Source organism: Herbaspirillum sp. RV1423 (genome assembly GCF_000577615.1).
Taxonomy (GTDB): Bacteria; Pseudomonadota; Gammaproteobacteria; order Burkholderiales; family Burkholderiaceae_D; genus Herbaspirillum.
Map to the genome: position 1 here is coordinate 248,549 of NZ_CBXX010000006.1, position 15,580 is coordinate 264,128.

Annotated in this window: 12 protein-coding genes, 2 tRNA genes and 3 rRNA genes; 11 read left to right on the top strand and 6 right to left on the bottom strand. The window is 55.8% G+C overall.

Translation table 11 applies throughout. From position 1 onward, the window contains the following. Nucleotides 1-39: 39 nt before the first annotated feature. Together RV1423_RS09220 and RV1423_RS09225 are read left to right on the top strand one after the other, a co-directional pair. Nucleotides 40-1,473 (top strand): M20 family metallopeptidase, encoded by a 1,434-nt coding sequence (locus RV1423_RS09220; RefSeq protein WP_034295632.1) that lies wholly within the window; start codon nucleotides 40-42, stop codon nucleotides 1,471-1,473. A gap of 23 nt (nucleotides 1,474-1,496) precedes the next feature. Continuing rightward, nucleotides 1,497-2,687 (top strand): M20 aminoacylase family protein, encoded by a 1,191-nt coding sequence (locus RV1423_RS09225; RefSeq protein WP_034295633.1) that lies wholly within the window; start codon nucleotides 1,497-1,499, stop codon nucleotides 2,685-2,687. Nucleotides 2,688-2,789: 102 nt separating this feature from the next. Here the strand turns inward: RV1423_RS09225 and trpE are convergent, their stop codons facing one another. The 3 genes from trpE to rpe all read right to left on the bottom strand — a co-directional run bounded on the left by trpE (nucleotide 2,790) and on the right by rpe (nucleotide 5,918). Further along, the gene (gene trpE / locus RV1423_RS09230; protein WP_034295635.1) at nucleotides 2,790-4,301 is read right to left on the bottom strand and encodes an anthranilate synthase component I; all 1,512 of its coding nucleotides are present in this window, start codon (nucleotides 4,299-4,301) and stop codon (nucleotides 2,790-2,792) included. 268 nt (nucleotides 4,302-4,569) lie between these two features. Next, on the bottom strand, nucleotides 4,570-5,238 hold the full coding sequence (locus RV1423_RS09235) for a phosphoglycolate phosphatase (protein WP_034295637.1): 669 nt from the start codon (nucleotides 5,236-5,238) through the stop codon (nucleotides 4,570-4,572). Between the two features lie 17 nt (nucleotides 5,239-5,255). Next, nucleotides 5,256-5,918, bottom strand: coding sequence for a ribulose-phosphate 3-epimerase (gene rpe, locus RV1423_RS09240; RefSeq protein ID WP_034295639.1), 663 nt, complete (start codon nucleotides 5,916-5,918; stop codon nucleotides 5,256-5,258). Nucleotides 5,919-6,073: 155 nt separating this feature from the next. Between rpe and apaG the strand changes: the two genes are divergently transcribed. Continuing rightward, nucleotides 6,074-6,448, top strand: a complete 375-nt coding sequence (apaG, locus tag RV1423_RS09245; RefSeq protein WP_034295642.1) for a Co2+/Mg2+ efflux protein ApaG — start codon at nucleotides 6,074-6,076, stop codon at nucleotides 6,446-6,448. 30 nt (nucleotides 6,449-6,478) lie between these two features. Here the strand turns inward: apaG and RV1423_RS30360 are convergent, their stop codons facing one another. Beyond that, nucleotides 6,479-6,622, bottom strand: a complete 144-nt coding sequence (locus RV1423_RS30360; RefSeq protein ID WP_197034906.1) for a hypothetical protein — start codon at nucleotides 6,620-6,622, stop codon at nucleotides 6,479-6,481. A gap of 15 nt (nucleotides 6,623-6,637) precedes the next feature. Here RV1423_RS30360 and RV1423_RS09250 point away from each other — a divergent pair, with 15 nt between their 5' ends. Further along, nucleotides 6,638-7,804 (top strand): murein transglycosylase A, encoded by a 1,167-nt coding sequence (locus RV1423_RS09250; protein ID WP_034295645.1) that lies wholly within the window; start codon nucleotides 6,638-6,640, stop codon nucleotides 7,802-7,804. A gap of 82 nt (nucleotides 7,805-7,886) precedes the next feature. Here RV1423_RS09250 and RV1423_RS09255 read toward each other — a convergent pair whose 3' ends face one another. Further along, entirely contained in the window at nucleotides 7,887-8,324 is a 438-nt protein-coding gene (locus RV1423_RS09255) for a universal stress protein (RefSeq protein ID WP_034295648.1), read from the bottom strand. 174 nt (nucleotides 8,325-8,498) lie between these two features. Between RV1423_RS09255 and RV1423_RS09260 the strand changes: the two genes are divergently transcribed. From RV1423_RS09260 to rrf, 7 genes are all read left to right on the top strand, one after another. Then, the gene (locus tag RV1423_RS09260) at nucleotides 8,499-9,275 is read left to right on the top strand and encodes an enoyl-CoA hydratase (protein WP_034295650.1); all 777 of its coding nucleotides are present in this window, start codon (nucleotides 8,499-8,501) and stop codon (nucleotides 9,273-9,275) included. Nucleotides 9,276-9,445: 170 nt separating this feature from the next. Next, entirely contained in the window at nucleotides 9,446-9,649 is a 204-nt protein-coding gene (locus RV1423_RS29765; RefSeq protein ID WP_155835058.1) for a hypothetical protein, read from the top strand. Nucleotides 9,650-9,889: 240 nt separating this feature from the next. Then, nucleotides 9,890-11,422, top strand: a 16S ribosomal RNA gene (locus RV1423_RS09265). 117 nt (nucleotides 11,423-11,539) lie between these two features. Beyond that, nucleotides 11,540-11,616, top strand: a tRNA-Ile gene (locus RV1423_RS09270). Nucleotides 11,617-11,625: 9 nt separating this feature from the next. Continuing rightward, nucleotides 11,626-11,701 (top strand) — tRNA-Ala (locus RV1423_RS09275). Nucleotides 11,702-11,985: 284 nt separating this feature from the next. Continuing rightward, nucleotides 11,986-14,857 (top strand): 23S ribosomal RNA (locus RV1423_RS09280). Between the two features lie 137 nt (nucleotides 14,858-14,994). Then, nucleotides 14,995-15,107 (top strand): 5S ribosomal RNA (gene rrf, locus RV1423_RS09285). The 16S, 23S and 5S rRNA genes sit together here with 2 tRNA genes alongside, the layout of an rRNA operon. Before the next feature lie 320 nt (nucleotides 15,108-15,427). Here rrf and RV1423_RS29005 read toward each other — a convergent pair. Continuing rightward, a partial coding sequence (locus RV1423_RS29005) for an acyloxyacyl hydrolase (protein WP_034295652.1) occupies nucleotides 15,428-15,580 on the bottom strand: 153 nt, incomplete at its 5' end.

The following is a 15,580-nucleotide window of genomic DNA, read 5'->3' on the forward strand; positions in this document are numbered from 1 at the left end:
CTTACTTAGTAACACTCTGATAAATCGAGGAGCAGCAACATGAGCAGAGCACAAGCCATCGCGCAGGCGGGCGCCTATTTCGACGATGGCAGTTTCATGGCGGCCATGCAACGGCGCGTGGCGATACGCACGGAAAGCCAGGAGGCCGCCAGCCGGCCGATTCTGTACGATTACCTGAATCAGGAAATCATTCCCGAGCTGCAAGGCATGGGTTTTAGCTGCGAGGTGGTGGACAATCCCATCGCCGGCGGCAGTCCGTTCTTGCTGGCCGAGCGCAGTGAAGCGGGAGCCGCTCTCACAGTGCTGACCTATGGCCACGGCGATGTCGTGCGCGGTTACGACAAGCAATGGCGCGCCGGCCTCAATCCGTGGGAAATCGTGGTGGAAGGCGATCGCTGGTACGGCCGGGGCACTGCCGACAACAAAGGCCAGCACACCATCAACTTCGCCGCGCTGGCGCAAGTGATGCAGCAACGCAACGGCAAGCTCGGCTACAACGTCAAGGTGATTCTTGAAATGGGCGAGGAAACCGGCTCGCCGGGATTGAAGGAAGTGGCTGCGCTGCACAAGCAAAAACTCAAGTCGGATCTGTTCATCGGTTCCGACGGCCCGCGCGTGAACGCGCCCACGCCGACCATGTTCCTGGGATCGCGCGGCGGCTGCAATTTCGACCTGCGCGTCAATCTGCGCGACGGCGGCCATCATTCCGGCAACTGGGGCGGCCTGCTGCGCAATCCCGGCGTGCGCCTGGCCAATGCAATCGCTTGCCTGGTCGATGGCAAGGGCCGCATCCGGGTGCCCAGTCTGTTGCCGTCGTCGTTGCCGCAGAGCGTGCGCAATGCGCTGGCCGACGTCCAGGTGGGCGGCGGCCCCACCGATCCGGAAATCGATGTCAACTGGGGCGAGCCAGGCATGACTCCGGCCGAGCGCGTGTTCGGCTGGAATACGCTGGAAGTGCTGGCCTTCAAGACCGGCAATCCGGAAGCGCCGGTCAACGCGATTCCGGGGCAGGCATCGGCGCATTGCCAGATCCGTTTCGTGGTCGGCAGCGACGACAAAAATTTCATCGCCAATATCCGCGCGCACCTGAATGCGCATGGTTACACCGATGTCGAAGTGAGTCTGTCAGGCGTGCAATTCAACGCCACCCGGCTCAATCCCGACGACGACTGGGTGCGCTGGGGGTTGGCGTCGATGCAGCAGACCAGCGGCAAGCGGCCGACCTTGCTGCCCAACCTGGGCGGCTCCTTGCCCAATGATGTATTCGCCGATGTGCTTGGTCTGCCGACCTTGTGGGTGCCGCACTCTTATCCAGCCTGCTCACAGCATGCACCCAACGAGCATATACTTGCCAGCGTATCGCGCGAGTCGCTGCAAGTCATGGCAGGACTGTTCTGGGATCTGGCCGAGCAAGGTCCGCAGGTGCTGGCGGCGCGCAACCGCGCCACTGCGCTTGAGCAAACGCGGTATTAATTCACTTTTACGGAGTCATACAGATGAACACAGCTCTGTGCCGGATCGGCGATCTGGACGATGTCAAGGAAGAACTGATCGCGATTCGCCGTCATCTGCACCAGCATCCCGAGCTGTCGTATCAGGAGGTCGATACTGCCGCGCTGGTGGCCGAGCGTCTGCAAGGCTGGGGCTATACGGTCACGCGCAATATCGGCGGCAACGGTCTGGTGGCGACCTTGCGTTCCGGCGGCAGCACACGCAGCATAGGCGTGCGCGCCGATATGGACGCCTTGCCGATCCATGAACAGACCGGCCTGAGTTACGCCAGCGCGCACGACGGCAAGATGCACGCCTGCGGCCACGACGGGCATACCGCGATGTTGCTGGGCGCAGCGCTGCAACTGGCGCGCACGCGCAATTTCGACGGCGTGGTCAATCTGATTTTCCAGCCGGCCGAAGAAGCCGGGTTCAACAGCGGCGCTCAACAGATGATCGCCGACGGCTTGTTCGAGCGTTTTCCCTGCGACGCCATTTTCGGCATGCATAACCATCCGGGCGTCGCCACCGGCACCTTCATGTTTCGCGCCGGGCCCTTCATGGCGGCCTGCGATACGGTCAAGGTCAAGGTGACCGGCAAGGGCAGCCATGCAGCCCGGCCGCACCTGTCGGTCGATCCGGTGGTGGCGGCGGCCAGCCTGGTGATGGCCTTGCAGACGGTGGTGGCGCGCAATGTCGATCCCATGGATGCGGCGGTGGTGACGGTGGGTTCTTTGCATGCCGGGCATGCGTCGAATGTGATTCCCGAATACGCCACGCTGGAGATGAGCGTGCGTTCGTTCAAGCCGGAGGTGCGCGCCTTGCTCGAACAGCGCATTCGCGCGCTGGTGCAGTCGCATGTGGAAAGCTATGGCGCAACGGCCGAGATCGACTATATCCAAGGTTACCCGGTGCTGGTCAACTCGGAGGCGGAAACCGAATTTGCGCAGCAGGTCGCACTGGAGCTGGTGGGGGCGGAGCAGGTGATCGCGCCGTTCGGGCCGATTGCCGGCAGCGAAGACTTCGCCTATTTCCTGCAACAGCGGCCGGGGTGTTTCGTGCGGGTCGGCAACGGCGCCGGCAAGCCGATGCTGCACAACGCCCATTATGATTTCAACGATGACAATGTCGCCATCGGCGCGGCGTACTGGACACGTCTGGTGGAACGTTACCTGGCGCCGTCCGCAGCAGCGTAAGCCGCTGCGTCGGATCAGGCGGCTTTCGAAAATCCCGATCAGGGGCCGGCAACACGTCGCGTCAGCGGGGAGGTGCTCCGGCAGTCGAGTTTGAAGCAGCGCTCAGATTTCTCCATCCAGTCCGTCTTGCACTTGTTCGGCTGCCCGCAGAACGGCACGCGCCTTGTTTTCGGTTTCTTCCCATTCCAGTTCCGGCACCGAGTCGGCGACGATACCGGCCGCAGCCTGCACGTACAGCGTGCCGTCCTTGATGACGCCAGTGCGGATCGCGATCGCCACGTCCATTTCACCGCCGAACGACAGGTAGCCGCAGGCGCCGCCGTAGATGCCGCGCTTGGTCGGTTCCAGCTCGTCGATGATTTCCATCGCACGCACTTTCGGCGCACCCGACAGTGTGCCAGCCGGGAAGGTGGCCTTCAACACGTCCAGATTGGACAGGCCTGGTTTGAGCAGGCCTTCGACGTTGGAGACGATGTGCTGCACGTGGGAATATTTTTCGATGACCATCTGGTCGGTCACCTTGACGCTGCCGGTGACGGCGATGCGGCCGATATCGTTGCGCGCGAGGTCGATCAGCATGACGTGTTCGGCGATTTCCTTCGGGTCGGCCAGCAGTTCGGTCGCCAGTTGGGCGTCGCGCTCCGGCGTCGAGCCGCGCGGACGGGTGCCGGCGAGCGGACGGATGGTGACTTTCTTTTGTGCCTGGCCATCGGACGTCTCGCCGATGGTTTCGTTGCGCACCAGGATTTCCGGCGAGGCGCCGACGATCTGCATGTCGCCGAAATTGTAGAAGTACATGTACGGCGAAGGATTCAGCGAGCGTAGCGCGCGATACAGCATCAATGGCGAATCGACGTAGGATTTTTTCAGGCGCTGGCCGATCTGGACCTGCATCAGGTCGCCCGCCATGACGTATTCCTTGGCGCGGGCGACGGCCTTCAGGTAGTCTTCCTTGGCGAATTCGCGGACGGTTTCGGTGCGCACCGAGCCGCTCGTGACCGGTGCATCGGCGGCGCGGCGCAGCATGGCGCGCAAATCCTTGAGGCGCTGACGGCCTTTGCTGAACGCTTCCGGCTGCGAGGGATCGGCGTAGACGATCAGATAAAGCTTGCCGGAGAGATTGTCGATGACGGCCAGTTCTTCGGTCACCAGCAACTGGATGTCGGGCAGGCCGAGGTCGTCTTTCGGTGCGCTGCCGGCCAGGCGTTTTTCGATATAGCGCACCGCATCGTAGCCGAAGTAACCGGCCAGGCCGCCGCAGAAGCGTGGCATGCCGGGACGGATTGCGACTTTGTAGCGCGACTGGAACGCGGCGATGAATTCGAGCGCATTACCCTCCAGCGATTCGACCACCTTGTCGTTCTTCAGGACTTCGATCTTGTTGCCGAAGCTGCGCAGCCTGGTTGTTGCCGGCAGGCCGATGAAGGAGTATCGGCCGAAGCGTTCGCCGCCGACCACCGATTCCAGCAGGAAGGTGTTTTTGCCGGCGTTCTGGGTTTGCGCCAGTTTGAGATACAGGGTCAGCGGGGTTTCCAGGTCGGCGAAAGCTTCGGCGATCAGCGGAATGCGGTTGTAGCCTTGTGCGGCCAGCGATTTGAATTCGAGTTCGGTCATTGTTTCTCTCCAGGACCGCTATTGTAGAACGAGTTGCAGGACGACTTGCGACGTCCCGGCAAGCGCGTGCCGACGTTGGCGGTGTTCAAACAGGGATAATGTTGCAAAAAACGTTCTGGTCGAGGGGAGCGGCCAGTAGCTGACTTGGGTTAGTTAGCCCAGGATTGCCAGCGTCGCCACAGCCAGGCCTCAGGGGCGGCTGATTTGTTGGCGTTGTGTTTTTTGTTGAGAAACATTTGTCGTATGTGTTCAGTTGAGCGAGTTTTCACTACGAAATCTGATGCGCTGCATCCAGCAGCGTTGAAACTATACCATCGGAATCGACATTGTGTATAGGTTCGCCGTGGTTATAGCCGTACGGCACGTTGAGCACGCGGCAACCCGCTGCGCGCGCGGCTTGCGCGTCGTTGGACGAATCGCCGATGGCAACCACCTGCACCGGCAGCAGCGCAAAATCCTGGCAGACTTGCAGCAAAGGCAGTGGATCCGGTTTCTTTTTCGGTAGAGAATCGCCGCCGTAAATCACATCGAAATAGGGGTACAGGCCCTTTTTATCCATCAGCGGCAGGGTGAAGGCAATCGGCTTGTTGGTAACGCAAGCCAGGCGCAGGCCCTTGGCTTTGAGCGCTTGCAAGCCTTCTATCACGTTCGGATACAGCGTCGAATAATCGCCGTTGATGCTCAGGTAATGTTCCTGATATGACGCCAGCGCTTGTTCGAAATTCTCTTCCACGCCGTCTTCGTCGTAGTCGACGGCCAGCACCCGGCGCATCAGGTTTTCCGATCCCTTGCCGACAAAATTGACGATGGTCTGCATCGCCAGCGGCCCCAGGCCCAGGTCGGCACGCATGCGATTGACGGCGACGTGGAAATCCGGCGCGGTGTCGAGCATGGTGCCGTCGAGGTCGATGATGGCGGCTTTGATGTTGTCGAGCATGGGATTTTCTGTCTGCTTTATGCGGTCAATTCGCTGCGCATGGCGTCGATGACGGCCTTGTAGTCCGCCTTGCCGAAGATGGCGGAACCGGCCACGAAGGTGTCGGCGCCGGCCTTGGCTGCCGCTGCAATATTGTCGATTTTGATGCCGCCGTCGACTTCCAGCATGATGTCGCGGCCAGATTCGTCGATGCGGCGACGGACTGCGGCGATCTTCCTCAATGCTTCCGGAATGAAGGATTGACCGCCGAAGCCGGGATTGACGGACATGATCAGGATGATGTCGAGCTTATCCATGACATGGTCGAGGTAATGCAGCGGCGTACCGGGGTTGAACACCAGGCCGGCCTTGCAGCCGTTGTCGCGGATCAGTTGCAGCGAACGGTCGATATGTTCCGACGCTTCCGGATGGAAGGTGATGATGTTGGCGCCCGCCTTGGCGAAATCGGGAATGATGCGGTCCACCGGCTTGACCATCAGGTGCACGTCGATCGGCACTTGGACGTGCGGGCGGATTGCCTCGCAGACCAGCGGCCCGATAGTCAGGTTGGGAACATAATGGTTGTCCATCACGTCGAAGTGGATGATGTCGGCGCCGGCAGCGACGACGTGGCGGACTTCCTCGCCCAGGCGGGCGAAGTCGGCGGACAGGATACTCGGGGCGATACGGTAAGTAGGCATGGCGATATGGCTGAGGCAGGCTATGGAGCGATGATGGAACAATGAAAGATGCGCTATTTTACCCGTTCGCAGCGCCCGGTTTTGTTGCAAGCCTTGCACTTGCGGTTGATTTCGTGTGGAATGGGTCAGGCTTTTTACAAAATCGAGGAATCCGCATGGCGACGTATGAGTTTACGGTGACGGTCAAGACGCAATATCTGGAAGAGCAATCCGATCCGGCGCGTTCCCATTACGTGTTTGCTTATGCAATCACTATCGTCAATACCGGCCAGGTGCCTGCCCAACTGATTTCGCGCCATTGGATCATCACCGACGCCAACAACCACACCGAAGAGGTGCGCGGCCTGGGCGTCGTCGGCCATCAGCCGTTCCTGCAACCGGGGGAGCAGTTCGAGTACACCAGCGGCACCTCGTTGCAAACGCCGCAGGGATCAATGCATGGCGAGTATTTCTGCGTTGCCGAGGATGGAGAGCAGTTCGACGTGAAGATCCCGGAATTCATCCTGTCGCTGCCGCGCACGCTGCATTAGGCATGTTTTGGATAAAAAAGCTTCAAGCGATCAAGCCTGGTTGCCGTCTTTTTTGTCGTTCTTTTTTTTTTGTTGCGGCGGTGGCTCCGGCTTGCGTCCGGAGAACATGGTCCACCAGACAATGAACACGAAGATAAAGAAGGCTCCGCCGGCTTCAAGTATTAACCACCACATTTTTACGTTTCCTCAATGTCATTTACCCGCTCCAGTTTACCCGCATTAGCCATCATCGTCGCCGTCTGTCTGGCTGCCTGCACGACCACGCCTTCGGTCCCGCCGACGCAACCGAAACCGCCGACGCAACCGGAGGTGCAGGTCCAGACGTTGCAAAAAAGCACGTTTGCCGCCATGCCCGGTTGGGATCGTGATGCATTGGGCGAGGCCTGGCCGGCATTTATAACATCGTGTCAGACGCTGATCCGACGCAACGAGTGGAAGAATGCCTGCACTGCGGCGCGTCAGGTCAATCCCGGTGATGATGGCGCAATTCGCGCTTTCTTCGAATCCGGTTTTACGCCGTATAAGGTTTTCAACCCGGATGGCAGCGATACCGGATTGGTGACCGGCTACTACGAACCCTTGCTACGCGGTTCGCGCAAACGCGGCGGTCCTTACCAGACACCTCTATATAAGGCGCCCGACGATTTGCTGACGATCGACCTGGCCAGCCTTTATCCCGAACTGAAGAACATGCGGTTGCGCGGCCGCGTGGTCGGCAACAAGGTCGTTCCCTATTTCTCGCGCGCGGAACTGCTGCAATCGGGGGCGCTGACGGGCAAGGAGCTGGTTTGGGTGGATGATCCGGTCGAAGCCTTCTTTCTGCAGGTGCAAGGTTCCGGTCGCGTCATCCTGAACGAGACGCAAGAGACGGTGCGCCTGGCCTATGCAGACCAGAACGGCTATCCGTACAAATCAATCGGCCGCTATCTGGTGGACAAGGGCGAAATGCCGCTGTCGCAGGCGTCCGCCCAGGGTATTAAGGCTTGGGCCATCGCCAATCCATCGCGCCAGAACGAGCTGCTGAATGTGAATCCGAGCTATATTTTTTTCAAGGAAGAAAAAATCCCTGATCCGTCCAAAGGACCGAAAGGCGCCATGGGGCTGCCGCTGACCGGCCAGCGGTCGATTGCCGTCGATCCTCAGTACATCCCACTGGGCGCGCCTGTGTTCCTGGCGACAACGCAACCCAATAGCAACGCCGCGCTGCAGCGTCTGGTGCTGGCGCAGGATACGGGCGGTGCGATCCGCGGTGCGGTGCGGGCGGATTACTTCTGGGGCTTCGGCAACGAGGCCGGGGAAAAGGCCGGCGCCATGAAACAGCGCGGCATGATGTGGGTATTGCTGCCGAATTCCTGAGTTTTATTGTTAAAGTGCGAAGAAAAACCCGGCTTGCCTTAAATATAGGCAAGCCGGGTTTTGTATTTGAGAGGAGAGTAAGTCAGCGCAATACCAGTACGGGAATGGAGGAGTGCGCCAGCACTTTCTGCGTCTTGCTTCCCAGAAACAGTCTGCTGAGCCCGCTACGTCCATGCGAAGCCATGAAGATGACGTCGCAGGCGTACTTCTTGGACGCATTGATGATCTCTTCATCCGGCGCAAACGACAGCACCGTCGTCGTCTCGCACTCCACACCCGCAGCATGAGCGGCATCGGCGATCTTCTTCACATGTTGTTCCGCGAGCGTGCGGACGTTTTCCTCATAGATGCCGGGATCGATTGCCATGGAGCTTTCCGCCAGCGGCGAGAACGGATACGGTTCGGCGACCGAAATGCCGATGATCTTGGCTTTGCAGTGCTGAGCGTAGTCGATCGCGTTGGCGATTGCCTTGTCCGAACGCTCGGACCCATCTGTTGGCACGAGAATGGTCTTGAACATGTGATCCTCCTCTATTGTGGTGAAGGGATGCTTCAGTATAGGCTCTGACCCGGGCCGATGGAGACAAATTCAAGGCTGCCTTTGATCTCGCTCAAGTTTCATTGGCGTTACAATCGACGCGGCAGATACAGTCAACTTCCGCACCATCTCTATATAAGGATATAAGGAGACCAGATGAGCTACGAAAACATTTTGACCGAGACGCAAGGTAAGGTCGGCGTGATCCGCCTGAATCGCCCGAAGGCATTGAATGCCTTGAACGATCAGTTAATGAGCGAGTTGGGCCAAGCCTTGCTGGCTTTCGATGCCGACGAAGGGATCGGCTGTATCGTTGTTACCGGCAGTGAAAAGGCGTTCGCTGCCGGTGCCGACATTACAGTCATGGCGGGCTATGACTACATGGACGTGTTCAAGGGTGAATTCATTACCCGCAACTGGGAAACCATTCGCCGTGTGCGCAAGCCCGTCATCGCGGCTGTAGCCGGCTATGCGCTGGGCGGCGGCTGCGAACTGGCGATGATGTGCGATTTCATCATTGCCGCCGATACGGCCAAGTTCGGCCAGCCGGAGGTCAAGCTCGGTATTGTCCCCGGCGCAGGCGGTACCCAGCGCCTGCCACGGGCGGTATCCAAGGCCAAGGCCATGGATCTGTGCCTGACGGGACGCATGATGGATGCGCAGGAAGCTGAGCGTGCCGGTCTGGTGTCGCGCGTGGTTGCCGCCGACAAGTTGATGGATGAGGCCCTGGCGGCGGCGATCATGATTTCCGAGATGTCGCAGCCGGTGGTGGCAATGATCAAGGATTCGGTGAACCGCGCTTACGAGTCCACCTTGTCCGAAGGCATCAAGTACGAACGCGCCATGTTCTACAGTTGCTTCGCCACGGAAGATCAGACGGAAGGCATGAGGGCATTCCTGGAAAAACGCCCTGCGAATTTCAAGAATCAGTAACTGGTTTTCTCTCTGGATATGCATAGTAAAACCATGCCCATGCCGACAGGCATGGGCATGGTTTTTTTTTTGATTTGTAATTTTTTGAGAGGAGGGAATTGAGAGCTGAAGCGGGTTTTGGGGTGGTTGAGGTAAAAAGTTTAAATAATTAAGCGAAAGGGGGTTGCGGTATGGGTAAAAGCTTTGCTATAGTTCGCCTCCCCGCTGATGCAGCGACGCAGCAAAGAGCAGGACGCGGCGAGTTGAGTGCGGGGAAAGGAAGTAAAAAGGTTTTAAAAGAAGTGAGAAGTTGGTTGGAAATTTTTAGTGAAGCGTTAAAAAAGTTGTTGACGCGAATTAAAAAACACTACATAATCTCGTTTCTCTGCTGCTGACAAACAAAACGATTTGACAGCGACGCAAGCGGTACTGAGTAACGCGGCGAAGCAGGCAAGGTTCTTTAAAAATTAACAGTCGATAAGCGTGGGCGTTTAATGGAAGTGCGACAGGCCTTCGGGTCTGGAAACTTTAAATATTAAATGCTCACAAAGAAATATAGGTAAGAAATTATCTGTCAGTATTTTGAGTGAGCGACCGGTTCGAAAGAACCAGCCAGAAATGGCAAAACAGAGATTGAACTGAAGAGTTTGATCCTGGCTCAGATTGAACGCTGGCGGCATGCCTTACACATGCAAGTCGAACGGCAGCACGGGAGCTTGCTCCTGGTGGCGAGTGGCGAACGGGTGAGTAATATATCGGAACGTGCCCTAGAGTGGGGGATAACTAGTCGAAAGATTAGCTAATACCGCATACGATCTAAGGATGAAAGTGGGGGATCGCAAGACCTCATGCTCGTGGAGCGGCCGATATCTGATTAGCTAGTTGGTGAGGTAAAGGCTCACCAAGGCGACGATCAGTAGCTGGTCTGAGAGGACGACCAGCCACACTGGAACTGAGACACGGTCCAGACTCCTACGGGAGGCAGCAGTGGGGAATTTTGGACAATGGGCGCAAGCCTGATCCAGCAATGCCGCGTGAGTGAAGAAGGCCTTCGGGTTGTAAAGCTCTTTTGTCAGGGAAGAAACGGTTCTGGTTAATACCTGGGGCTAATGACGGTACCTGAAGAATAAGCACCGGCTAACTACGTGCCAGCAGCCGCGGTAATACGTAGGGTGCAAGCGTTAATCGGAATTACTGGGCGTAAAGCGTGCGCAGGCGGTTGTACAAGACAGATGTGAAATCCCCGGGCTTAACCTGGGAATTGCATTTGTGACTGTACGGCTAGAGTGTGTCAGAGGGGGGTAGAATTCCACGTGTAGCAGTGAAATGCGTAGATATGTGGAGGAATACCAATGGCGAAGGCAGCCCCCTGGGATAACACTGACGCTCATGCACGAAAGCGTGGGGAGCAAACAGGATTAGATACCCTGGTAGTCCACGCCCTAAACGATGTCTACTAGTTGTCGGGTCTTAATTGACTTGGTAACGCAGCTAACGCGTGAAGTAGACCGCCTGGGGAGTACGGTCGCAAGATTAAAACTCAAAGGAATTGACGGGGACCCGCACAAGCGGTGGATGATGTGGATTAATTCGATGCAACGCGAAAAACCTTACCTACCCTTGACATGTACGGAATCCTGAAGAGATTTGGGAGTGCTCGAAAGAGAACCGTAACACAGGTGCTGCATGGCTGTCGTCAGCTCGTGTCGTGAGATGTTGGGTTAAGTCCCGCAACGAGCGCAACCCTTGTCATTAGTTGCTACGAAAGGGCACTCTAATGAGACTGCCGGTGACAAACCGGAGGAAGGTGGGGATGACGTCAAGTCCTCATGGCCCTTATGGGTAGGGCTTCACACGTCATACAATGGTACATACAGAGGGCCGCCAACCCGCGAGGGGGAGCTAATCCCAGAAAGTGTATCGTAGTCCGGATTGGAGTCTGCAACTCGACTCCATGAAGTTGGAATCGCTAGTAATCGCGGATCAGCATGTCGCGGTGAATACGTTCCCGGGTCTTGTACACACCGCCCGTCACACCATGGGAGCGGGTTCTGCCAGAAGTAGTTAGCCTAACCGCAAGGGGGGCGATTACCACGGCAGGGTTCGTGACTGGGGTGAAGTCGTAACAAGGTAGCCGTATCGGAAGGTGCGGCTGGATCACCTCCTTTCTAGAGTGCGCATGAAGTTAAGCGTCCACACTTATCGTCTGTTAGTAAAGAAGAACAGTTATTCGGTTGCGGCGGCGGGGCAAAGCCTGCGGTCCGGCTCTGATTACTGATCCAAGCGGGTCTGTAGCTCAGCTGGTTAGAGCACCGTGTTGATAACGCGGGGGTCGTTGGTTCGAGCCCAACCAGACCCACCAAAGAGTTTCGGGGGTTTAGCTCAGCTGGGAGAGCACCTGCTTTGCAAGCAGGGGGTCGTCGGTTCGATCCCGTCAACCTCCACCAGAAACATCAAACCTAAGTCGCACGTTACTGCGTGTAGATTTAGGTTTGGTCTTTTAACGATCAATGGCTGTTTTTGTTCTTTAACAATCTGGAAGAAGTAAAGAATTCGTCAACGACGAGTGCCAGGATTTCGATCCTTGCATGAGAAGTTGATGGGTGTGATTGTATCAATCAAAGTATTACGAAGTGATCTTAGCAATTAGAAGACTTACTTTGGCAATACGGCAAACGCTAAACTCAAAAAGCTCTATGACGTTCTCTGGGAACAGAGGCTAACGTTATAGGGACAAGTGAATAAGTGCACATGGTGGATGCCTTGGCGATTACAGGCGATGAAGGACGTAGTAGCTTGCGATAAGCTGCGGGGAGCGAGCAAACACGCTTTGATCCGCAGATTTCCGAATGGGGAAACCCACCCGCAAGGGTATCACTGACTGAATACATAGGTCAGTGAGGCGAACGTGGCGAACTGAAACATCTAAGTAGCTACAGGAAAAGAAATCAACCGAGATTCCCAAAGTAGTGGCGAGCGAAATGGGACCAGCCTGCAAGATTTAGCATTATTGATAGTAGAACGGAATGGAAAGTCCGGCCATAGAGGGTGATAGCCCCTTATACGAAATCAGTAGTGTGGAACTAGGCTTGCGACAAGTAGGGCGGGACACGTGAAATCCTGTCTGAACATGGGGGGACCATCCTCCAAGGCTAAATACTCGTAATCGACCGATAGTGAACCAGTACCGTGAGGGAAAGGCGAAAAGAACCCCGGAAGGGGAGTGAAATAGATCCTGAAACCGTGTGCATACAAACAGTAGGAGCCTCGTAAGGGGTGACTGCGTACCTTTTGTATAATGGGTCAGCGACTTACATTCAGTGGCAAGGTTAACCGCATAGGGAAGCCGTAGAGAAATCGAGTCCGAATAGGGCGTTCAGTCGCTGGGTGTAGACCCGAAACCAAGTGATCTACTCATGGCCAGGTTGAAGGTGCGGTAACACGCACTGGAGGACCGAACCCACTAATGTTGAAAAATTAGGGGATGAGCTGTGGGTAGGGGTGAAAGGCTAAACAAACTTGGAAATAGCTGGTTCTCTCCGAAAACTATTTAGGTAGTGCCTCAAGTATCACCATCGGGGGTAGAGCACTGTTATGGCTAGGGGGTCATCGCGACTTACCAACCCATTGCAAACTCCGAATACCGATGAGTGCGAGCTTGGGAGACAGACGTCGGGTGCTAACGTCCGGCGTCAAGAGGGAAACAACCCAGACCGCCAGCTAAGGTCCCAAAGATTGGCTAAGTGGAAAACGAAGTGGGAAGGCTAAAACAGTCAGGAGGTTGGCTTAGAAGCAGCCATCCTTTAAAGAAAGCGTAATAGCTCACTGATCGAGTCGTCCTGCGCGGAAGATGTAACGGGGCTAAGCCAGTCACCGAAGCTGCGGATATGCGTAAGCATATGGTAGGAGAGCGTTCTGTAAGCCTGCGAAGGTGTCTTGTAAAGGATGCTGGAGGTATCAGAAGTGCGAATGCTGACATGAGTAGCGATAATGGGGGTGAAAAGCCTCCACGCCGTAAGCCCAAGGTTTCCTGTTCAACGTTCATCGGAGCAGGGTGAGTCGGCCCCTAAGGCGAGGCAGAGATGCGTAGCTGATGGGAAGCAGGTTAATATTCCTGCACCGTCGTTAGATGCGATGGGGGGACGGATCGCGGAAGGTTGTCCGGGTGTTGGATGTCCCGGTTCCTGTATCAGAGAAGGCTGTTAGGCAAATCCGGCAGCGTAATTCAAGGGTATGGGACGAGCGAACTTGTTCGCGAAGCAATCGGAAGTGGTTCCAAGAAAAGCCTCTAAGCTTCAGTCTAACGAGACCGTACCGCAAACCGACACAGGTGGGCGAGATGAGTATTCTAAGGCGCTTGAGAGAACTCGGGAGAAGGAACTCGGCAAATTTGTACCGTAACTTCGGGATAAGGTACGCCCTAGTAGTTTGACTGGCCTGCGCCAGGAGGACAAACGGGTTGCAATAAAAAGGTGGCTGCGACTGTTTAATAAAAACACAGCACTCTGCAAACACGAAAGTGGACGTATAGGGTGTGACGCCTGCCCGGTGCTGGAAGATTAAATGATGGGGTGCAAGCTCTTGATTGAAGTCCCAGTAAACGGCGGCCGTAACTATAACGGTCCTAAGGTAGCGAAATTCCTTGTCGGGTAAGTTCCGACCTGCACGAATGGCGTAACGATGGCCACACTGTCTCCTCCCGAGACTCAGCGAAGTTGAAATGTTTGTGATGATGCAATCTACCCGCGGCTAGACGGAAAGACCCCATGAACCTTTACTGTAGCTTTGCATTGGACTTTGAACCAATCTGTGTAGGATAGGTGGGAGGCTTTGAAGCGGGGACGCCAGTTCTCGTGGAGCCAACCTTGAAATACCACCCTGGTTTGTTTGAGGTTCTAACCTTGGTCCGTTATCCGGATCGGGGACAGTGCATGGTAGGCAGTTTGACTGGGGCGGTCTCCTCCCAAAGTGTAACGGAGGAGTTCGAAGGTACGCTAGGTACGGTCGGACATCGTGCTAATAGTGCAATGGCATAAGCGTGCTTAACTGCGAGACTGACAAGTCGAGCAGGTACGAAAGTAGGACATAGTGATCCGGTGGTTCTGTATGGAAGGGCCATCGCTCAACGGATAAAAGGTACTCTGGGGATAACAGGCTGATTCCTCCCAAGAGTTCATATCGACGGGGGAGTTTGGCACCTCGATGTCGGCTCATCACATCCTGGGGCTGTAGCCGGTCCCAAGGGTATGGCTGTTCGCCATTTAAAGTGGTACGTGAGCTGGGTTTAAAACGTCGTGAGACAGTTTGGTCCCTATCTGCCGTGGGCGTTGGAAGTTTGAAGGGGGCTGCTCCTAGTACGAGAGGACCGGAGTGGACGAACCTCTGGTGTATCGGTTGTCACGCCAGTGGCATTGCCGAGTAGCTAAGTTCGGAAGAGATAACCGCTGAAAGCATCTAAGCGGGAAACTCGCCTTGAGATGAGACTTCCCGGGAGTTTAACTCCCCTAAAGGGTCGTTCGAGACCAGGACGTTGATAGGTCAGGTGTGGAAGCGCAGTAATGCGTTAAGCTAACTGATACTAATTGCCCGTGTGGCTTGTCCCTATAACATTAGCTGTTATAGCTTTAGAGTTTGAAGTGTTTGCCTTGTGCATCACACCCAATATACTATTTACTTCTTCCCAGATTGCGTTGTTTGGCAACCCAGATTCAACGGGACCCAAGCAACAATACAAGTTATGCCTGATGACTATAGCAAGTTGGTACCACCCCTTCCCATCCCGAACAGGACCGTGAAACGACTTCGCGCCGATGATAGTGCTGCAACCAGTGTGAAAGTAGGTCATCGTCAGGCTATTAATTAAGCTCAAGCCCCATACCTTACGGTGTGGGGCTTTTTGCTGTCCGCTTAATTTACTTCCTTCGCCAGCTCCGCTCGTTTTAATAACCAATCAACTCCCCTCTCAATGACATGAGCCACCCATGACTACTCCGCGCACCAGAACGCGTCTGTAACACCGGTCACTAGTGACTCACATCTCCTACCGCGCTCTTCATTTACCTTCTTTCTCCCCTTCACAATAAAACCACCAAGCGTAAAAATGCCGGCTCAAGGCCGGCATCTCTACTCATGTTCTTGTGGCAGACAACAATCAGCCGCACATCACAAACTCATCAGAAGTGGTACCCCGCTTTTACCACCGCAAAGTTCACCCCTCCGTTCGGCTGCTTGATGCCACCATTCGAAAAATGCTGCAGCTTCACTCCCAGGTCCAGTCCGTTCGAAAACACATAACCAGCTCCTATGTGATCGCCAAATTGGAACGC